This window comes from Rhodococcus sp. 14-2470-1b, assembly GCF_002259415.1.
Lineage (GTDB): Bacteria > Actinomycetota > Actinomycetes > Mycobacteriales > Mycobacteriaceae > Rhodococcoides.
In genome coordinates this window covers 75,438-94,707 of sequence record NZ_NPFY01000028.1, presented here as the reverse complement: position 1 = coordinate 94,707, position 19,270 = coordinate 75,438, and the positions used below count along the sequence as shown (strand labels likewise).

The window sequence follows — 19,270 nt, the reverse complement described above, 5'->3', positions numbered from 1 at the left end:
ACCGAGGGTCGCCTGCCCGCCACACCGCCGAGAATGCGTCCTCAGCGGCGTGGCGGAAGGGTGAATACGTGCTGCAACAGCGTGTGGTCAGGACAGTCCGGGGAACCAGAGTGCGATCTCGCGCTCGGCGGATTCCACCGAGTCGGAGCCGTGCACGAGGTTCTGCTGGCCGTCGAGGGCCAGGTCCGCGCGGATTGTGCCGGGAACGGCCTTGGCGACCGGGTCGGTTCCTCCGGCGATCTGGCGGAACGCCGCGATCGCGCGCGGTCCTTCGAGGACGGCGGCAACCACGGGTCCCGAGGTGATGAATTCGAGCAGGTCGGGGAAGAACGGCTTGCCTTCGTGCTCGGCATAGTGGGCGCTGGCCAGCGCGGTCGGAACGGTCTTGAGCTCGAGGGCTGCGATGCTCAATCCCTTCTTCTCGACGCGGCCGAGTATCTCTCCCACGTATCGGCGGGCTACTCCGTCGGGCTTGATCAGTACAAGGGTGCGCTCAGTCACGATCACAGACAGTAGTGGACAGCGCTCGCGCCCTCATCCCTGGCGTCGACCTTCAGCGTCGTCTTCCCGCCGACGGGCCGTCAGTCCCGTTGGCCGTACAGCATTCCGCGTTCGATTCTGCGCGTGATGTCTCGGCGCAGATAGAGCAGGTAGGCCCACACTGCTGCGAAAATCAGCCCGACGATGCCGATCGACAGGTGGATGAACACTCCGAGGATGACGAGAACCTGCAGAACGAGGTTGATCTGCATCCCCTGCGGGCGACGCTGCATCCCGCTCGCGAGAATCATCAGGACGGCGAGTCCGACGATGTAGAGCGTCGAGAACCACGTGAGCCCGCCTCCGACCGTCGCGACCACCGGCAGTGCCAGCAGGATCACGATCATTTCGAGGATCAGGGTTCCCGCGCAGACTCCCCGGAAGCCCTTCCACGGATCGTTGGTGGGCGGTTTGAATCCACCGGTCGCCTCGGTCATACCGGTTCCTTTCCGAACAGGGTTCTGGCGGCACCTGCGGTCACGACCGAACCGGTGACGACGACGCCCGCCCCGGACACTGCCTCCCCTGGGTCGGCGACCTCTTCGGCCAGGCCGATGGCGGTTTCCAACGCGTCGGCCAGGGTCGGCGACACCACCACACGTTCGTCACCGAATTTGGCGACGGCGATGTTGGCGAGTTCTTCCACGTCCATTGCGCGAGGCGAACCGTTGTGGGTGACGACGATCTCGTCGAACACGGGCTCGAGAGCCGTCAACATCGCATCGACGTCCTTGTCGCCCATGACGCTGACGACACCCACCAGCTTGCGGAAGTCGAACTCGTCCGCCAGCGTGGCGGCGAGTGCGCGCACACCGTGCGGATTGTGCGCTGCGTCGAGGAAGACCGTCGGTGCGTTGCGCACCCGCTCGAGCCGTCCGGGGTTCACGATGGAACCGAAGGCCGCGCGGACGATCTCGACATCGAGCTGCCTGTCCGCGCCTGCCCCGAAGAACGCTTCCACTGCGGCCAGGGCGAGGGATGCGTTGTGCGCTTGGTGTTCGCCGTGCAGGGGAAGAAAGACGTCGGTGTAGACGCCTCCGAGGCCTTGCAGTTCGAGCTGTTGACCGCCGACGGCGATCCGGCGGGCGAGTACACGGAACTCCGACCCTTGACGGGCCACGGCTGCATCCGCCTCGACTGCAGCGCGCAGGACGACGTCGAGAGCCTCCGGCTTCTGTTCGGCGACGACCACGACCGTGTCCCTCGGCACCAACCGTTCCGGTGCCTTCTTGATGATGCCGGCCTTCTCCCCCGCGATTCCCGCGAGGTCGGAGCCGAGAAACTCGGTGTGGTCCAAGTCGATCGGGGTGATGACGGCGACTTCACCGTCGACGACGTTGGTCGCATCCCACCGGCCGCCCAGTCCGACTTCCACGACGGCGACCTCGACGGGTGCCTCCGCGAATGCGGCGAACGCCATCGCGGTGGTCACCTCGAACTTGCTCATCCTCGGACCACCGGCAGCCTGCGACTGCGCGTCGATCATCTCCACGAAAGGTGCGATCTCGTTGTAGGTGTCGACGTAGAGACGCGGCGAGATCGGTGCGCCGTCGATACTGATACGTTCCGTGGCCACCTGCAGGTGAGGGCTCGTCGTCCGACCGGTGCGCCGATGGAAGTGCGTCAGCAATGCGTCGATCATCCGGGTGACCGACGTCTTCCCGTTCGTCCCCGCGACGTGGATGGACGGGTACGCCTTCTGCGGCGAGCCCAGAAGGTCCATCAGCGCCGCGATCCTCGCGGTGCTCGGCTCGATCTTCGTCTCGGGCCAGCGCTTGTCGAGCTCGGCCTCGACGAGAGCCAACTCGGCGAGATCGACTGGCCCTGGGTCGCCCTGGCTCGCGGGCTGATCGAATTCGGTCACTACTCACCCGTCGTTTCGAGTCGCGCCGAGATGCGCGCAATCTCTTCGGTGGCGATCTGCTGCCGGGTACGGATCTTGTCGACGACGGCATCCGGCGCCTTGGCGAGGAACGCCTCGTTGCCCAGTTTCGCGGTGGTCTGGGCGAGTTCCTTCTCCGCGGCTGCGAGATCCTTGACCAAACGCGCCCGTTCGGCGACCAGGTCGACCGTTCCCGACGTGTCGAGCTCCACGGTGACCGTCGCCTGCGAAAGCCGGACCTCGACGGAGGCGGTCGCGCTGAAGCTCTCGTCAGGTTCGGTCAGCTTGGCCAACGACCGGGTGGCGGCCACCTGGTCGGTGATGTCGGCGTCCTCGACGCCGACGATCCTTGCCGCGACCTTCTGCGACGGCTTCAGTCCCTGGTCGCTCCGGAACCGGCGAACCTCGGTGATCAGCTTCTGCATGTCCGAGATACGCCGTGCGGCAACCGGATCGACGTCCACTCCGCTGTCGGTCGGCCACGATGCGATCACGACGGACTCGCGGCCGGTGAGCACCTTCCACAACGTCTCCGTCACGAAGGGCACGACCGGATGGAGCAGACGCAGCACGGCGTCGAGCACGTTGCCGAGCACGCCTCGCGTCGACTCCGCATGCGCGGTGTCCGCGAACTGCACCTTCGCGATCTCGAGGTACCAGTCGCAGACCTCGTCCCACGCGAAGTGGTACAGCGCCTCGCATGCCTTGCTGAACTCGTACCGCTCGAACGCGGCGTCGACCTCGCCGCGGACCTGCTCGAGCCGATCGAGAATCCAACGGTCGGCGTCGGTGAGGTCGGTACGAGACGGCAACTCGGCGGGCGCAGCACCGTTAATCAGTGCGAATTTCGTCGCGTTGAAGAGCTTGTTGGCGAAGTTGCGCGAGGACTGCGCATGGTCCTCGCCCACCGACAGGTCGGCCCCGGGATTGGCGCCTCGTGCAAGCGTGAAGCGCAGTGCATCCGCACCGAAACGGTCCACCCAGTCCAGCGGGTCGATTCCGTTGCCGCGGGACTTGGACATCTTCTTGCCGAACTGGTCCCGGACGAGACCGTGCAGGAAGACGTCCTTGAACGGAACGTTGCCCGGCTCTGCGCCTGCATTCACCGACGCGTCGCCGGAGACGTAGGTGCCGAACATCATCATGCGAGCGACCCAGAAGAACAGAATGTCGTAGCCGGTGACCAGCACGCTCGTCGGATAGAACTTGGCCAGGTCGGCGGTCTCGTCCGGCCATCCCATCGTCGAGAACGGCCAGAGGCCGGACGAGAACCAGGTGTCGAGAACGTCCGGGTCCTGCACCCAGCCTTCGGGGGCGGTCTCACCCGGGCCCAGGCACACGGTCTCGCCGTCGGGGCCGTACCAGATCGGGATGCGATGACCCCACCACAGTTGACGGGAGATGCACCAGTCGTGCATGTTGTCGACCCAGGCGAACCAGCGCGGTTCCTGGCTTGCGGGGTGAATGACCGTGTCGCCGTTGCGGACTGCGTCGCCTGCCGCTTTCGCCAAGCCGTCGACCTTGACCCACCACTGCAGGGACAGGCGCGGTTCGATGGATTCACCACTGCGTTCGGAGTGTCCGACACTGTGGAGGTAGGGCCGCTTCTCGGCGACGACACGACCCTGCTCGGCCAATGCCTCGCGCACCTTCACCCGGGCTTCGAACCGGTCGAGACCGTCGAATTGCGTACCGGTGTCGGCGATTCGGCCGGTCTTGTCCATGATGGTCGGCATCGGCAGGTTGTGCCTCAGCCCCATCTCGAAGTCGTTGGGATCGTGCGCGGGCGTGATCTTGACCGCGCCGGTACCGAATTCGGGATCAACGTAATCGTCGGCGATGATCGGGATGTCCCGGCCGCTGAACGGGTGCGGCAGCGTCGTGCCGACGAGGTGCTTGTACCGCTCGTCCTCCGGGTGGACGGCCACCGCGGTGTCGCCCAGCATCGTCTCGACACGAGTGGTCGCCACGATCACGTGCGGTTCGTCGTCGTTCAGCGAGCCGTACCGCAGCGACACGAGTTCACCCTCGACGTCCTCGAACTTGACCTCGATGTCGGAGATCGCCGTCTGCAGCACCGGAGACCAGTTGACGAGACGTTCGGCCCGGTAGATCAAGCCGTCGTCGTACATGCGCTTGAAGATGGTCTGCACGGCCTCGGACAGGCCGTCGTCCATCGTGAATCGTTCGCGGTTCCAGTCGACACCGTCACCGATGCGCCGCATCTGGCCGAGGATGGTTCCGCCTGATTCGCGCTTCCAGTCCCAAACCTTGTCGACGAACAGTTCGCGACCGAACTCTTCCTTGGTCTTGCCGTCGGCCGCGAGTTGCTTCTCGACGATGGTCTGCGTGGCGATACCGGCGTGGTCCATGCCCGGCAGCCACAGCACCTCGTAGCCGAGCATCCGCTTGCGACGACTGAGCGCGTCCATCAACGTGTGATCGAGCGCGTGGCCCATGTGCAGGCTGCCGGTCACGTTCGGTGGCGGCAGAACGATCGAGTAGGCAGGCTTGTCGGTGCTCGGGTCGGCCTCGAAGTACCCGGCGTCGACCCACCCCTGATACAGCTCGGCCTCGACCTCACCCGGGTTCCAACTCTTGGGCAACGCCTCGCTCGGGTTGCTCCGCGGGCTGTCGTCTTGCCCCGCTGCGTTGTCTGGGGTCTCAGGCACTGAACTGGTCACCCGACGATTCTAGTGGTCGCGCCGGGGCGCTCCCACGCGCCCTTTCACCCCAACGTCTCGGGAAGCTCGATTCGCTCACCCAGCACGTGGTCCGCCAGGAACGCCGTGACCACCTCGTACCAGATCTTGGCGTGCTGGGGCGTGAGAACCCAGTGGTTCTCGGACGGGAAGTACAGCAGACGGTGATCGGTCCTGCCTTCGTCGTCGGCAGGCAGTCCGGACTCGCTGAGCAGTTCGTACCACAGGCGCAGCCCTTCACCGACGGGCACTCGATAGTCCTTGTCCCCGTGGATCACGAGCATCGGTGTGGAGATGTCCGCGACGAACAGGTGCGGCGAGTTCTCGACGGCCATCTCCGGGGACATCTCGCGCTGCCAGTAGTACGCGACGTCGGTGGTGGGACCGAACTGGTCGAGCGCCCACAGGCTCGCATGGGTCACGATGGCGTCGAACCTGTCGGTGTGACCGGCGATCCAGTTGGCCATGTATCCGCCGAAGGAACCGCCCATCGCAGCGGTTCTGGTCTCGTCGATATCGGGGCGCGAGGTGGCTGCGTCCGTGATCGCCATGAGGTCGGTGAAGGGCTCCTTGCCCCATCGTCCCCAGCCTCGTTGCACGAACTCGTGGCCGTAGCCCGTCGACAGAGCCGGATCCGGAAGCAGGACCGCGTATCCCCGAGCGACGAGCAGCCACGGGTTCCACCGCCACGACCATGTGTTCCACGATCCGAGGGGTCCTCCGTGCACCCACAGCAGGAGTGGGGCCTTCTCGGTGTCGGACACGCCGTGCGGAAGTGCAACGTAACCACGGACCCGGTGGCCGTCGTCCGCGGTGGTCTCGATCTCGGTCAGAGTCCCGGGCAGGTCCGGCGCGTCCAGTCCCGTGCGCAGGCGGGTGATCCCGCCCGTCGCGACGTCGACGCGCACCGCATGCGGTGGTTCGAGATACGACGCCTCCAACGCGAACGCGACGCCGTTTGCGGCGGCATGGACGTGGGTGTAAGCGGAATCGGTGTCGGTCACCCGGCGCACTTCGCCACCCGACACCAGGAAGATCGGCGCTCGTCCGTTCTCGTCGGCGACGACGAGAAGGCCGCTACCGTCGGCGAGCCACACGGGTTCCGACGGCCACAGGTCCCACCCGGGTGCGGATTCGGTCACGGTTCCGTCGGCGAAGGCGTACTCGTGCAACGACACTCGAGGCGCGTCCTCCGGGGTCGACAGAGACTCGCGCACGAACGCGACCTTCGTACCGTCCGGGGAGACAGCAGGCGACGACAGGTCGGCGTCACTGTCGTCGACGATGATTCGCCGCTCCCCCGTGTCGAGGTCGATACGGATCAGGACGGTGCGCGACGTCGCGAGGGCCCCGGCGATCGTCCACGTCGACACCAGAAATGTTCCGTCGGAACTGATGTCGTAGGACGCTTCCTGCAGCGCCCCGGCCGCCGCGTCGGTGAGTAGACGCACTGACGAGCCGTCCTCGGAGGCGAACAGGTGCGGCGTTGCCGGGCCCAGGTCGTGGTCCCAGTACCGCACCGGGTAACCGGAGTGCAGGACAGCGTCGATCTTGCCGTCCTTGCGCAACAACCGGATTCGATCGTCGTCGGCGTCGGTTCGAGCCGACGGGTGTACGCCGGAGACCGCCACGAACGCCGGTGCGGCCGTCGCCGTGACGACGCCGGAGAAACCGGCGCCGCGGGCAGCGACGACGTGCGCTTCACCTCCGCCGGAAGGCAGGGACCATATCGCCGACGATTCGTCGTCCTTCGACGCCCGACGAGTGAACAGGAGATCACCCGAGGCGGTGAACGCCGGTCCGCTCGCGCCGTCGTCGTTCCAGGTGAGGCGCCGCGCGTCGGACTCGCCGGTCGCGTCGACCTCCCAGAGGGCACCGACGTACTTCGCCCCGGCGGAGTCGGGCCGCGAGACCGTGACCACGACGCGACGACCGTCGCGTGCGACGGCGAGATCGGTGACCCGTGGTTCGGTGACGTACCGATCCAGGTCGTCGAAGATTCCGGTCGGTCGCTGTGACACGGGCGCTCTCCTCGGTGATCGAAGTCCAGGCATGCCCGGCCGATGTTACGGACCGGGCATGCGTGAGATCACCTCGGTCCGAGCTCTTCCCTCAGCTGAGTGAGAGTCCGGGCCAGGATGCGTGAGACATGCATCTGCGAGATGCCCATCCGCTCGGCGATCTGCGTCTGCGTCATGGACCCGAAGAACCGCAGGATCACGATCTGCCGCTCACGCTCCGGCAGTTTCTCCAGCGCGGGCCGGACAGTCAGGTAACTTTCCATCTTCTCGAGCTCGGGATCGTTGGAGCCCAACGTGTCCATCAACGGAAGGCGGTCGTCGCTGACGACGGAGTCGACGGAGACGGTCTGATAGGCACTGCGCGCAAGCAGGGCCTGCGTCGCTTCCTTGACGTCGATGTCCAGTTCCGCGGCGATTTCACTCGCGGTCGGGGCTCGCCCCAGCTTCTGCGACAGCGTGCCGACGGCGCCGGAGATCATCGAGTTGAGTTCCTTCATGCGCCGTGGCACACGAACCGACCATCCCGCGTCGCGGAAGTAGCGTCGAGCCTCACCCATGATCGTGGGGACGGCGAAGGAGACGAAGTCGGATCCGCGTTCGATGTCGAATCTGTCGACGGCATTGACCAAGCCCAGTCTGGCGACTTGGAGCAGATCCTCGTGCGCTTCGCCTCGACCTCCGAAACGCCGGGCTATGTGCTCGGCGAGCGGAAGGCAGCGAGTGATGATGCGGTCGCGGAGCACTTGCTTCTGAGGAGAGTCCTCCATCGCTTGCATCTGCTGGATGAGAGGTACGACTTCGCTGTAGTCGTCCGACTGACGCCGCGTAGATTTTTCGTACGGCACGGGCACTAGGAGCTACTCCTCCGCTTGACCACGTCGACTACCACCGACGAGCCACCCTCGACCGAGGACGCAGCAAGCGAGATCGAGTCGGTGAGAGTCTGAAGTACGTGCCAGCCGAAGCTGTCTCCTCGCGGGATGCGGTCGGAGTCCACCACCGAGGTCGTGGAGATTCGGATGCCGCTGTCGCTGACGAGAAACGAACACGACAGTTCCGCGCCCGGCAGCGCCCCGGAGATCAGCTCCGAACACACCTCGTCGACGACGAGCTTGATGTCGGCGATGTCGTCGAGGGTGAAGTCACCCAGTACCGCAAGTGTTTCGGCTACCGCGCGCACCACCGGAAGCTGATCGGCGTCCGCGACCACCCTCAGCTCGACCGGTGCGCCGGAATTTCGTTCCAGCTCTTCGATCTTGCCGACGCCAGTCATTCGCGCTCCCTATCCATCGTTTCGCAACAATCGCTGTCGTTTCCCTCGGGCTGAACATAGAGGCCACACAGCTCGAGTGCGCGCCGCGACCAGAGTACCCGGGGCCGTCTCGTTCAATCCTGCGAGATCCCGCAGTGAACGTGCAGTGCGTTTCGAACATGACGACGGCCGTGGATGCTGGCACGATCGAGAACGTGACCTACACAGCGCTGCTGCGCGACCTTGCCCGTGAGTGTGGAGTGTCGACCGCCTACCGAGGCTGGGACCGTGGAGAGCACGAGGTATCCGAGGACACACTTCGCAGAATCCTCGCTGCGCGCGGGATCTCGGCGTCCGACGAGGCGGAGGTCCGACAGGCGATGGCCGACGTCGACGAGTTGCCGTGGCGTCGCATGCTTCCTCCTGTCGTCGTCACCGTGGAAGGCGACGGCGACGTGACGATCGCCGTACACGTTCCACACGGTGATCCGGTGGACGTGCACCTCGAGACGGAGTTCGGAGAGCGCAGATCGCTCGACCAGCTCCAGGTGTGGGTGGAGCCCCGCGAGATCGACGGATCACTCGTCGGGCGAGCGACCTTCGAGATACCCGCCGACCTCCCACTCGGCTGGCACACCGTGGTGGCGGTCAGCGCGGCGGACGGCCGCGACCCGCGGACTGCCAGCTGCGTGGTCGTGACGACACCGCGTCGGCTGTCGCCCAACGACGCCCTTCTCGGCCGAGGCGGGAGTGGAGCCGGCAGGAACGACCCAAAGAGCGGGAGTGGAGCCGGCAGGAACGACCCAGAAACCGCGAGTGGAGCCGGCAGGAACGACCCAGAAACCGCGAGTGGAGCCGGCAGGAACGACCCAGAAACCGCGAGTGGAGCCGGCAGGAACGATGCTGGGTTCACGCAGCGGCTCGGATCGATGACGCAGTTGTACTCGCTCCGATCCGATCGATCCTGGGGTGTCGGGGACTACGGCGATCTCGCCGACCTCGCGTCCATCACCGGCCGCTACCACGATTTCGATTACGTCCTGGTCAATCCGCTGCACGCGCAGAGACCGGTTCCCCCTGTCGAGGCGTCGCCCTATCTCCCCACTACTCGACGCTTCTTCGATCCGATGTACATCCGAATCGAGGACATTCCGGAGACTGCGTACCTACCTAAGGATCAGTACGCGAAGGTCAGGGAAGCCGCTCGGTCGTTCGCGAGGGCCAACAAGCGAACGGGCCGCATCGATCGCGACCCGTCGTTTCGGGCCAAACTGAAATCGGCCAAGAGAATCTTCGCGGTTCCTCGATCCGCGGCCCGGCAGGCCGAGTTCGACGCGTTCTGCGAGCGCGAAGGAAGCGGCCTCGACGACTTCGCCCTCTGGTGCGCGCTCGCGGAGAAGTACGGCCCCGAGCACGCTGTGTGGACGGACAAGGCTGCGCATCCGGGAACCTCGTTCTCGTCGGAGTTTCGCACGACTGCCGCCGAGAAGATCCTGTTCCACAAGTGGCTTCAGTGGATCTGCGATCAGCAGCTGGCACGCGCGCAGCGCACCGCGACGGCCGCGGGAATGGACATCGGGATCATGCACGACCTGGCCGTCGGCGTGCACCGTCAAGGGGCGGATGCCTGGACCTTGGGATCGGCCTTGACCACGGGAGTGACCGTCGGCGCACCGCCGGACAACTTCAATCAGCAGGGACAGAACTGGAACCAACCACCGTGGAATCCCGACGAGCTCGAAGAGCGGGCGTACGGACCGTATCGGGACATGCTGCGGACGGTGCTCCGGCACGCGGGCGGTATTCGAGTGGACCACATCCTCGGCCTGTTCCGACTGTGGTGGATCCCGGAGGAGTCGTCCAGCGCCGCGGACGGGGCGTACGTCGAGTACGACCACGAAGCGTTGATCGGAATCCTCGTGCTCGAAGCCGAGCGGGCCGGGGCCGTCGTCGTCGGCGAAGATCTCGGGGTGTTCGAGCCGCGAGTGCAGGAGTATCTGGGCAGCCGAGGACTCTTCGGCACCTCGATCCTGTGGTTCGAGAACGACGGTGAGGCCCCCATCCCGCCCGAGGAATACCGCGAACTCTGCCTGACGACGGTGACCACGCACGACCTGCCGCCGACGGTGGGATACCTACGCGGCGAACATATTGCACTCCGCTCGCGTCTCGGGTTGCTCGAACGCGAGCTGGACGCCGAGATCGAACAGGACGCCGCCGGGAGGGAAGCGGTACTCGATCTCGCGCGGACCCGAGGACTTCTTGCCACGGATGCGTCGGAGAAGGAGACGGTGGAAGCCCTCTACCGGCTGATTCGCCGCAGTCCGTCGACCCTGCTCGGAATAGCGCTCGTGGATCTCGTGGGCGAGAATCGGATTCAGAATCAACCCGGCACCGACGAAACGCAGTACCGGAATTGGCGTATCCCTCTCGCCGATCACAGGGGCAAGGCGGTCTGGGTGGACGATCTGGTCGATCACCCCAGGCTGGCGTCACTGGTTCAGGCGCTTCGCGAGTGAGGCGCATAATCGATTCATGGGACGCATAACTGCCCGCCGTCCGGTCGTCCGGATTCGCGGCTCACACGAGTCATCCCGTCCCGACACCCTCGTCGTGGAGGAACCGCTCGAGATCAGGGTGAACGGGTCCGCTCTCGCGGTGACGATGCGCACCCCTGGCCACGATGTAGAACTCGCGCACGGATTTCTGCTGACCGAAGGCGTCATCTCCGGCCGTGACGACATCGCGGTCGCCCGGTACTGCGACGGTGTCGACGACGAGGGCCAGAACACCTACAACGTCCTCGACGTCACACTTGCCGCCGGGGTCGCACCGCCCGAACCCGGGGTGGAACGCAACTTTTACACCACGTCGTCGTGCGGCGTGTGCGGCAAGGGGTCGCTCGACGCGGTCCGACTGAAGAGCCGTTTCTCCCCCGCCGGCGACGACGTCCGCGTCGAAGCATCCGTCCTGGCCACGATGCCCGGCACCTTGCGCGAGTCCCAGAAGGTGTTCGACTCCACCGGCGGACTGCACGCGGCCGGTCTGTTCGACGCGGACGGCACCATGCTCGCGCTGCGCGAGGACGTCGGCCGTCACAACGCGGTGGACAAGATCGTCGGCTGGGCTGCGTCGCAGGATCGCATCCCAGCCGGAGGCACGGTGTTGATGGTGAGCGGCCGTGCTTCGTTCGAACTCGCGCAGAAGGCGGTGATGGCGGGAATACCCGTCCTCGCCGCCGTGTCGGCGCCGTCGTCACTCGCAGTGGACCTCGCCGACGAGTCGGGTTTGACCGTTGTGGGGTTTCTGCGCGGCGAGAACATGAACCTGTACTCGCACACGCACCGCGTCACACGCTGAGGGTTGCTCCCGTCGCCGCGCGAACGTCGTCCTCGGTAATTCCGGGGGCCGTCTCGACGAGCCTCAAACCATCGGTGGTCACGTCGAGGACGGCCATGTCGGTGATGATCCGCTGAACGCATCCGACACCGGTGAGCGGCAGTGTGCAGGATTCGAGAATCTTCGGCTCACCCTTCTTGGACACGTGCTCCATCATGACGATGACGCGGCGAGCGCCGTGCACCAGGTCCATCGCGCCGCCCATACCTTTGACCATGTGGCCGGGAATCATCCAGTTCGCGAGATCGCCTGTGGCACTGACCTGCATGGCGCCGAGGACGGCTACGTCCACCTGACCTCCCCGGATCATTCCGAAGGATTGCGACGAATCGAAGTACGACGCACCGGGGAGAACGGTGATGGTCTCCTTGCCCGCATTGATGATCTCGGGATCGAGCTCGTCCTCGGTCGGGTACGGACCGACTCCGAGAACGCCGTTCTCGGAGTGAAGGATCACCGTGATGTCGGTAGGCAGGTAGTTCGGCACGAGCGTGGGCATTCCGATACCGAGGTTGACGTATTCACCGTCGTTCAGCTCTTGCGCCACTCGCGCAGCCATCTGCTCACGTGAGAGTTTCGGGGAAGTCATGATCGCACCGTCCGCTGCTCGATTCCTACGGTTACCGGTCCGACGTGGACCACTCGTTGAACGTGGATTCCAGGAGTATGGACGTCGTCCGGGGCAATCTCTCCCGGCTCGACGAGGTGCTCGACCTGCGCGATGGTGATCCGTCCCGACGCAGCTGCCGGAGGATTGAAGTTTCGGGCGCTCGCATGGAACACGAGATTGCCGTGCCGGTCACCTTTCCACGCGTGCACCAATGCGTAGTCGGCGGCGATGCCGCGTTCCATGACGTAGGTGACGCCGTCGAACTCGCGTGTTTCCTTCGGCGGGCTCGCGACCGCGATACCGCCGCTGCCGTCGTATCGCAGCGGCAGACCGCCGTCGGCGACCTGCGTTCCGACGCCCGCGGGCGTGAAGAATGCCGGGATGCCCGCTCCCCCGGCGCGCATCCGCTCCGCCAGCGTTCCCTGCGGGGTCAGTTCGACCTCGAGTTCCCCGGCCAGATACTGACGAGCGAACTCCTTGTTGGAGCCGACGTAGGAACTGATCGTTCGACGGATACGACGTTTCTCCAGCAGGATCCCGAGACCGAAACCGTCGGTACCGCAGTTGTTGCTGACGACCTCGAGGTCGGTTGCTCCTTGCTTCAGTACGGCGTCGATCAAGATTTCCGGGACCCCGACCAGACCGAACCCCCCGACTGCAACGGAGGCTCCGTTCGGCATGTCGGCCACGGCCTCGGCGGCGCTCGCCACCACTTTGTCCATCATGCCGCCGACCATACCGAAACTTGTGCGCACTGTGAACACCTCGCCACGATGCGAACTTTTTCGGGGTATTTTGTTGTCCAGCCCACTATCTACGGTCTAGGATCGTTCGCATAGCGACCGACAGTCCACATGGCGAACATGTGCAGCTTCGCGTGCTACACCGTCACGAACCTCTCCCGTGAGGAACATCGATGCTTCATCTACCGCCGAACCACTCGATCACCGCCGACCCAGCGGGCCCGTACCGCGACCAGACGGGCGTCAACGCGCCACGTGATTTCGCCGAGTACCGCACCACCGCGCTGCGTCACCCCAAACAACCGCTCGTCCTGCTGCCCCAGCGACTCACCGAGATCACCGGACCGGTCCTCGGAGAGGGACGGGTCACGGCCGCCGACGCCGACCTGACCCTCGCCAACGGCGGCGAAGCGCAGGGACAACGCATCATCGTGCACGGCAGAGTGCTCGACAGCGACGGAAAGGCCGTGCCCAACACTCTCGTCGAGGTCTGGCAGGCCAACGCAGGCGGAAGGTACCGTCACGCCGGCGACACCTGGCCTGCCCCGCTCGACCCCCATTTCGACGGGGTCGGTCGAGTGATGACCGACACGGCAGGCAACTACCGCTTCACCACGATCAGACCGGGCGCCTACCCATGGGGCAACCACCACAATGCATGGCGCCCGGCGCATATCCACTTCTCACTGTTCGGCCAGGCGTTCACCCAGCGTCTCGTCACGCAGATGTATTTTCCGGACGATCCGATGTTCTTCCAGGACCCGATCTTCAACTCGGCACCCGAAGACGCACGAGCACGCATGATCAGCGTGTTCGATTACGAAGCTACGCAGGACAATTGGGCACTGGGATACCGATTCGACATCGTTCTTCGTGGGCGAAATGCAACTCCGTTCGAAGGGGACGACCACGATGACTGAGCCCGTGTCCGAGAGCGGCATCCTGTCGCCTCGATACCCGGTCGCGCCGGGCAGCAACTTCACGACGGTTCCGTTCGGACAAACACCGTCTCAGACCGTCGGCCCTTACCTGCACATCGGATTGCCCTGGCCGGACGGCCCCGACGTGGTCCCGGTGGGTACCGAAGGGGCCGTGGACATCTCGGTGACCGTCGTCGACGGCCATCGCACACCGCTGGCCGACGCGATGATCGAGACGTGGCAAGCGGATGCGTCCGGTCGGTTCGATCACGCCGACGACCCACGAGGCCGTCGGTCAGCGACCCCCGCGGGCTTCCGCGGGTTCGGCCGTGCCGTCGCGGACCACACCGGCACCGCAACGATCCACACCGTCAAACCCGGCGCCCTTCCAGCCGAGAACGATCTCGTCGAAGCCCCGCACATCGACATCGGCATCTTTGCTCGCGGTGTACTCGAGCGTCTCGTCACCCGCCTCTACTTTCCCGACGAAACCGAAGCCAACGCGTCGGATCCGGTGCTCTCGCAGTTGAACGATCGCCAGGCGGCGAAACTCGTGGCAACGGCGACCCCCACCGGATACCACCTGAATGTGGTACTTCAGGACGAGGACCCGAACGGCGACGAAACCCCGTTCTTCGAGCTGTGACGAACGAAAGCGAGTCATGACCACCACGCGAGGACCGCTGTTCGATCCCACGTTCGGTGCCGCCGAGGCTGCTGCACTGGTGTCGGATCAGGCCTGGGTGACGGCGATGCTCCACACCGAGGCTGCTCTGTCACGTGCCGCAGCCGAACACGGCGTCGTCGATTCCGTCCATGCTCGACAGGTGACCGAGGTCGCGTCGGAGTTGGGTCTACCGGGCGCGGTGGACCCCGCGGATCTCGGTGCACTGTCGGTCGCGGGCGGTAATCCGGTCATCCCGTTGGTGAAGATGCTGCGCGCGGCTGTGGCCGAGCACGGTGTTCCCGGCAGTGCAGTACACCCCGGAGCGACCAGTCAGGACATTCTCGACACGGCGCTGATGATCCTCACCAAGCGCGTCCTCGGCGTCATCCGTGTGTCCCTCGACGACGCCATCGCTGCCGGGGCCGATCTCGCTCGCCGCCATCGCGACACGCCGACGGTGGCGAGAACGCTGGGACAGCAAGCACTTCCGACAACGTTCGGGGCCGTCGCCGCGAGCTGGACTGCGGGTCTCCTTCGTGCCGACGAAGATGTGGCACGAGTCGAGTCGTCCCTGTCGGTCCAGTTCGGCGGCGCCGCGGGCACATCGGCGGCCTTGTTCCCCTGCGGCCTGGAGGTGGCCGACTCGCTCGCCGACCAGTTGGGCCTCGCGCGGCAGACCATCCCCTGGCATACCGACCGCACTCGCATCGGCGAGATCGCGTCGACCCTCGGGATCGTGGCGGGGGCCGTCGGCAAACCCGCGCTCGACATCACTCTTCTCGCATCCACGGAGGTCTCCGAGGTCTCCGAAGCCGCCCCCGGCGGCTCTTCTGCCATGCCGCACAAGCAGAACCCCGTCGCCGCCGTCGCCGCACGTGCGGCTGCCATACGCGTGCCGGGCCTCGTATCGACGATCCTGTCCGCGATGGCGCACGATCACCAACGTGCATCGGGCGCCTGGCATGCGGAATGGGAGACGCTGACGGACTTGCTTCGGCTGACTGCAGGCGCCGCACACCGGCTGGCAGTGAGCTTGTCCGGTCTGCGCGCGAACCCCGAAGCGATGGCCGGCAATCTCGCCCTCACCCACGGCGTGCTGTTGGCCGAACGGGTCACCACGGCACTCGGAGCGCACACCGACGACGCGAGGAGCATCGTCACTGCGGCGTGCGCTTCCGGTCTGCCGCTCGAATCCGATTCCGGCATCACTGCATTCCTCACCCCTGCCGACGTACGGGAACTTCTCGACCCGACAGGCTATCTGGGCCACGCCGGCGACATCGTCGATCGCGTGCTGGTCCGAGTCCGAGCTCGAAACGAAGGAGCATGATGACCGTCGAACTGTCCTACGACCTCGCACACGGCCCCGAGAACTGCAGCACCACCGTCGTGCTGGTCGGATCTCTCGGGTCCGATCGCTCGATGTGGGATCCGCAGATCTCGGGTCTGGTGCACGTCGCCGACGTCGTCGCCGTCGACCTCCGCGGTCACGGTTCGTCACCTACTCCACCGGGGCCCTACTCGGTACGGGAGATGGCAGAAGACGTTCTGGCCGTAATGGATTCACTCGGCCGGGACCGGGTCCATCTGGTCGGCCTCTCGCTCGGCGGGGCGATCGCGCAGTGGATTGCCGTCCACCGCCCGGCGCGAGTCGTCGGTCTCACACTGCTCTGTACGTCTGCGCGATTCGGCGAGCCGCAGTCCTGGACAGAGCGCGCAGCAGCAGTACGCGAGAAAGGAACCGACTCGCTCGCGGACGCCGTGCTCTCGCGGTGGTTCACTCCCGAACTGATCGCACGCGACGGCGAACTCGCGGCCCGCCACAGGGAGATGATCTCGTCGACGTCCGACGAGGGATATGCCGCGTCGTGCGAAGCATTGTCGCAGTGGGACAACCGCGCAGATCTCGGACGGATCAGTGTGCCTACACTGGTGGTCGCCGGTGAGCAGGACCCGGCGACGACACCGTCGGACATGCAGATTCTTGCCGACGGTATCGCCCGCTCGGACTTTCATGTTCTTACCGACGCCGCGCATCTCGCGAACGTCGAACAAGCGGGCATCATCACCGGTTTGATCGTTCGCCACATCGCCGGCGACACGTACGACGCGGGCCGTGCGGCGGCACATCGAGCAGGAACGAGTGTGCGGCGAGCGGTACTCGGCGACGCACATGTCGACGCCAGCATCCAGCGCACAACCGCGTTCACGGCGCCGTTCCAGGACTTCATCACTCGGACCGCCTGGGGCGACGTGTGGGCCCGAGATGGCCTCGACCACCGCACCCGGCGTTTGCTGACTCTCGCGATTCTGACCGCCGTCGGCAATCAGCACGAGCTGGACATGCACATCAAGGCAGCACTGCGCGCAGGACTGGATGCTGACGAGATGGCCGAAGTCTTCCTCCACACCGCGGTGTACGCGGGGGTACCGAACAGCAATGCGGCGTTCGCGCTGGCCAACGCCGCACTGGCCGAGCACCGAGGATCGGAAGCGACATGACCCGGCCCGGTCCGAGCGAGCAGCCAGGCCCGTCACCGGATTACGTGCAGTCGCTCGCACGTGGACTCGCGGTGATCAGAGCGTTCGATGCCGAGCATCCTCGACGCACGCTGACGGACGTAGCGAAGACCACCGACCTGACCAGAGCGACAGCGCGACGTTTCCTGCTCACCCTCGTCGAACTCGGGTATGTGCGCAGCGACGGTTCCATGTTCTGGCTCACCCCCCGTGTACTTGAGTTGGGATACAGCTACCTGTCTTCACTGTCGTTGCCCGACGTCGCCGGACCGCATCTCGAAGCACTCGCCGAGCAGGTCCGCGAATCGTCGTCGGTATCGATACTCGACGGCGACGACGTCGTGTACGTGGCACGTGTTCCAGTCAGCCGCATCATGACCGTCGCCATCACCATCGGGACTCGCTTCCCCGCATTCGCGACGTCGATGGGTCGCGTACTGCTCGCCGGGCTGCCGAGGGACAAGCTCGACGCATACCTGCACCGGGTGGAGCTGAGACCGATCACCGGCCGCACCATCACCGACATCCCATCTCTGCGCGCAGAACTCGATTCGGTACGCGCCCAGGGGTACTGCCTCGTCGACCAGGAGCTGGAGGAAGGCCTGCGATCCATCGCGGCCCCTGTCCGAGACCACTCCGGGGTGGTCGTGGCGGCTGCGAACGTGTCCACTCAAGCGGCCCGCCACAGCGCGGACGCCGTGCGCGAACATCTGTTGCCCGCTCTGTTGCGCGCAGCGGCTGCGATCGAAACCGATCTCTACCGCGTGCATTCACAATCGACCGACCACAAAGGAAATCGTCATGCCTGATGCCGTAATCTGCGAACCACTCCGCACCCCCATCGGCCGATTCGGCGGGGTGTTCCGCGACATCACACCCGAAGCGCTCGCGTCGACCGTCATCACCGAACTCGTCGCCCGCACCGGCATCTCGGGATCGGATGTCGACGACGTCATCCTCGGTCAGGCATCGCCCAACGGTGACGCCCCTGCGATCGGACGAGTTGCCGCGCTCGACGCGGGGCTGGGAATCGAAGTCCCCGGTCAGCAGGTCGACCGCCGGTGCGGCTCCGGACTGCAGGCCGTCCTTCAGGCATGCATGCAGGTTCAGTCCGGTGGCAACGACCTCGTCCTTGCGGGCGGCGTCGAAAGCATGAGCCAGGCCGAGTTCTACGCGACCGGGATGCGCTGGGGCGTCAAAGCAGAAGCCGTGGCGCTGTCCGATCGACTTGCACGCGCACGCGTCACCGCAGGTGGCAAGAACTTCCCGGTACCGGGAGGGATGATCGAAACGGCCGAGAATCTTCGTGCCGAGTTCTCGATCAGTCGACACGACCAGGACGAGCTCGCCGTGCTGTCGCATCACAAGGCCGTTGCCGCACAGAAGAACGGTGTCTTCGCCGAGGAGATCGTCGGGGTCTCGGTACCGCAGCGCAAAGGTGATGCGCTGGTGGTCGACACCGACGAGCACCCCCGCGCGGACACCAATGTCGAGACGCTGTCCGCACTACGCCCCATTCGCGGGAAGATCGACCCCGACTCGACGGTGACCGCGGGCAACGCCAGCGGGCAGAACGACGGGGCAGCGCTGGCCATCGTCACCACACCGGAGAAAGCTGCGGCACTGGGCCTGCGTCCGATAGCCAAACTTGTCAGCTGGGCCGTGGCCGGCGTGCCTCCGCGCACCATGGGCATCGGACCGGTACCCGCAAGCGAAAAGGCACTCGGCCGCGTCGGACTCACGCTCGCCGACATGGACGTCGTCGAACTCAACGAAGCGTTCGCCGCACAAACTCTTGCGGTGCTGCGCACCTGGGGAATCGAGCCCGACGACCCCCGGCTCAACCCCAACGGTTCGGGAATCTCGCTGGGTCACCCCGTCGGCGCGACCGGCGGACGGATCCTCGCGACACTGCTGCGCGAAATGAACCGTCGACAAGCGCGGTACGGCCTCGAAACCATGTGCATCGGTGGCGGTCAAGGCCTCGCCGCGGTATTCGAACGCCTGAGCTGAC

17 protein-coding genes are annotated in these 19,270 nt (G+C 65.5%); 8 read left to right on the top strand and 9 right to left on the bottom strand.

Annotated elements, in window-relative coordinates:
• Nucleotides 1–87 precede the first annotated feature (87 nt).
• From ndk to CH293_RS20545, 7 genes are all read right to left on the bottom strand, one after another.
• Nucleotides 88–501 (bottom strand): nucleoside-diphosphate kinase, encoded by a 414-nt coding sequence (ndk, locus tag CH293_RS20575; protein ID WP_037110352.1) that lies wholly within the window; start codon nt 499–501, stop codon nt 88–90.
• Between the two features lie 80 nt (nt 502–581).
• The gene (locus tag CH293_RS20570) at nt 582–977 is read right to left on the bottom strand and encodes a DUF4233 domain-containing protein (protein ID WP_020111666.1); all 396 of its coding nucleotides are present in this window, start codon (nt 975–977) and stop codon (nt 582–584) included.
• Nucleotides 974–2,404 (bottom strand): folylpolyglutamate synthase/dihydrofolate synthase family protein, encoded by a 1,431-nt coding sequence (locus CH293_RS20565; RefSeq protein WP_037110285.1) that lies wholly within the window; start codon nt 2,402–2,404, stop codon nt 974–976. The genes CH293_RS20570 and CH293_RS20565 overlap by 4 nt, the downstream gene beginning before the upstream one ends.
• Nucleotides 2,404–5,094: a valine--tRNA ligase gene (locus CH293_RS20560; protein WP_094721352.1), complete on the bottom strand. Its 2,691-nt coding sequence runs from the start codon at nt 5,092–5,094 to the stop codon at nt 2,404–2,406. Before CH293_RS20560 ends, CH293_RS20565 begins: the two co-directional genes overlap by 1 nt.
• A gap of 56 nt (nt 5,095–5,150) precedes the next feature.
• Nucleotides 5,151–7,178 (bottom strand): prolyl oligopeptidase family serine peptidase, encoded by a 2,028-nt coding sequence (locus tag CH293_RS20555; RefSeq protein ID WP_176460075.1) that lies wholly within the window; start codon nt 7,176–7,178, stop codon nt 5,151–5,153.
• A gap of 35 nt (nt 7,179–7,213) precedes the next feature.
• The gene (locus tag CH293_RS20550) at nt 7,214–7,921 is read right to left on the bottom strand and encodes a SigB/SigF/SigG family RNA polymerase sigma factor (RefSeq protein WP_230593920.1); all 708 of its coding nucleotides are present in this window, start codon (nt 7,919–7,921) and stop codon (nt 7,214–7,216) included.
• Nucleotides 7,922–7,995: 74 nt separating this feature from the next.
• A complete protein-coding gene (locus CH293_RS20545; RefSeq protein ID WP_037110277.1) occupies nt 7,996–8,418 on the bottom strand; it encodes an anti-sigma factor in 423 nt (140 codons plus the stop codon).
• Nucleotides 8,419–8,576: 158 nt separating this feature from the next.
• On the opposite strand from CH293_RS20545, the gene malQ reads away from it, so the two are divergent.
• On the top strand, nt 8,577–10,916 hold the full coding sequence (gene malQ / locus CH293_RS20540) for a 4-alpha-glucanotransferase (protein WP_094721350.1): 2,340 nt from the start codon (nt 8,577–8,579) through the stop codon (nt 10,914–10,916).
• Nucleotides 10,917–10,932: 16 nt separating this feature from the next.
• Entirely contained in the window at nt 10,933–11,757 is an 825-nt protein-coding gene (gene fdhD, locus CH293_RS20535; RefSeq protein ID WP_094721349.1) for a formate dehydrogenase accessory sulfurtransferase FdhD, read from the top strand.
• On the opposite strand, the gene CH293_RS20530 is transcribed toward fdhD, so the two are convergent.
• Both CH293_RS20530 and CH293_RS20525 read right to left on the bottom strand, forming a co-directional pair.
• The gene (locus CH293_RS20530) at nt 11,747–12,385 is read right to left on the bottom strand and encodes a CoA transferase subunit B (RefSeq protein WP_037110274.1); all 639 of its coding nucleotides are present in this window, start codon (nt 12,383–12,385) and stop codon (nt 11,747–11,749) included. The genes fdhD and CH293_RS20530 overlap by 11 nt on opposite strands.
• On the bottom strand, nt 12,382–13,128 hold the full coding sequence (locus CH293_RS20525; protein ID WP_037110348.1) for a CoA transferase subunit A: 747 nt from the start codon (nt 13,126–13,128) through the stop codon (nt 12,382–12,384). Before CH293_RS20525 ends, CH293_RS20530 begins: the two co-directional genes overlap by 4 nt.
• Nucleotides 13,129–13,322: 194 nt before the next feature.
• On the opposite strand from CH293_RS20525, the gene pcaH reads away from it, so the two are divergent.
• Genes pcaH through CH293_RS20495 form a run of 6 tightly spaced genes read left to right on the top strand, consistent with a single transcriptional unit; the run spans nt 13,323 to nt 19,269 of the window.
• The gene (gene pcaH / locus CH293_RS20520) at nt 13,323–14,069 is read left to right on the top strand and encodes a protocatechuate 3,4-dioxygenase subunit beta (RefSeq protein ID WP_037110272.1); all 747 of its coding nucleotides are present in this window, start codon (nt 13,323–13,325) and stop codon (nt 14,067–14,069) included.
• A complete protein-coding gene (gene pcaG / locus CH293_RS20515; protein ID WP_176460074.1) occupies nt 14,062–14,715 on the top strand; it encodes a protocatechuate 3,4-dioxygenase subunit alpha in 654 nt (217 codons plus the stop codon). Before pcaH ends, pcaG begins: the two co-directional genes overlap by 8 nt.
• 16 nt (nt 14,716–14,731) lie before the next feature.
• Nucleotides 14,732–16,066: a 3-carboxy-cis,cis-muconate cycloisomerase gene (pcaB, locus tag CH293_RS20510; protein WP_094721348.1), complete on the top strand. Its 1,335-nt coding sequence runs from the start codon at nt 14,732–14,734 to the stop codon at nt 16,064–16,066.
• A complete protein-coding gene (pcaD, locus tag CH293_RS20505) occupies nt 16,066–17,238 on the top strand; it encodes a 3-oxoadipate enol-lactonase (RefSeq protein WP_094721347.1) in 1,173 nt (390 codons plus the stop codon). Before pcaB ends, pcaD begins: the two co-directional genes overlap by 1 nt.
• Nucleotides 17,235–18,065, top strand: a complete 831-nt coding sequence (locus tag CH293_RS20500; RefSeq protein ID WP_094721346.1) for an IclR family transcriptional regulator — start codon at nt 17,235–17,237, stop codon at nt 18,063–18,065. The genes pcaD and CH293_RS20500 overlap by 4 nt, the downstream gene beginning before the upstream one ends.
• Nucleotides 18,058–19,269, top strand: a complete 1,212-nt coding sequence (locus CH293_RS20495; RefSeq protein ID WP_094721345.1) for an acetyl-CoA C-acetyltransferase — start codon at nt 18,058–18,060, stop codon at nt 19,267–19,269. Before CH293_RS20500 ends, CH293_RS20495 begins: the two co-directional genes overlap by 8 nt.
• Nucleotide 19,270 lies beyond the last annotated feature (1 nt).

What these genes read in the sequence shown, in the direction of transcription:
- pcaD (WP_094721347.1), top strand. Translation starts at nt 16,066, where the DNA reads ATGACCGTCGAACTGTCCTACGACCTCGCACACGGCCCCGAGAACTGC.
- pcaH (WP_037110272.1), top strand. Translation starts at nt 13,323, where the DNA reads ATGCTTCATCTACCGCCGAACCACTCGATCACCGCCGACCCAGCGGGC.
- CH293_RS20550 (WP_230593920.1), bottom strand. Translation starts at nt 7,921, where the DNA reads ATGCAAGCGATGGAGGACTCTCCTCAGAAGCAAGTGCTCCGCGACCGC.
- CH293_RS20525 (WP_037110348.1), bottom strand. Translation starts at nt 13,128, where the DNA reads ATGGACAAAGTGGTGGCGAGCGCCGCCGAGGCCGTGGCCGACATGCCG.
- malQ (WP_094721350.1), top strand. Translation starts at nt 8,577, where the DNA reads ATGACGACGGCCGTGGATGCTGGCACGATCGAGAACGTGACCTACACA.
- CH293_RS20555 (WP_176460075.1), bottom strand. Translation starts at nt 7,178, where the DNA reads ATGCCTGGACTTCGATCACCGAGGAGAGCGCCCGTGTCACAGCGACCG.
- CH293_RS20570 (WP_020111666.1), bottom strand. Translation starts at nt 977, where the DNA reads ATGACCGAGGCGACCGGTGGATTCAAACCGCCCACCAACGATCCGTGG.
- CH293_RS20530 (WP_037110274.1), bottom strand. Translation starts at nt 12,385, where the DNA reads ATGACTTCCCCGAAACTCTCACGTGAGCAGATGGCTGCGCGAGTGGCG.
- pcaB (WP_094721348.1), top strand. Translation starts at nt 14,732, where the DNA reads ATGACCACCACGCGAGGACCGCTGTTCGATCCCACGTTCGGTGCCGCC.
- CH293_RS20545 (WP_037110277.1), bottom strand. Translation starts at nt 8,418, where the DNA reads ATGACTGGCGTCGGCAAGATCGAAGAGCTGGAACGAAATTCCGGCGCA.
- CH293_RS20500 (WP_094721346.1), top strand. Translation starts at nt 17,235, where the DNA reads ATGACCCGGCCCGGTCCGAGCGAGCAGCCAGGCCCGTCACCGGATTAC.
- CH293_RS20495 (WP_094721345.1), top strand. Translation starts at nt 18,058, where the DNA reads ATGCCTGATGCCGTAATCTGCGAACCACTCCGCACCCCCATCGGCCGA.
- fdhD (WP_094721349.1), top strand. Translation starts at nt 10,933, where the DNA reads ATGGGACGCATAACTGCCCGCCGTCCGGTCGTCCGGATTCGCGGCTCA.
- pcaG (WP_176460074.1), top strand. Translation starts at nt 14,062, where the DNA reads ATGACTGAGCCCGTGTCCGAGAGCGGCATCCTGTCGCCTCGATACCCG.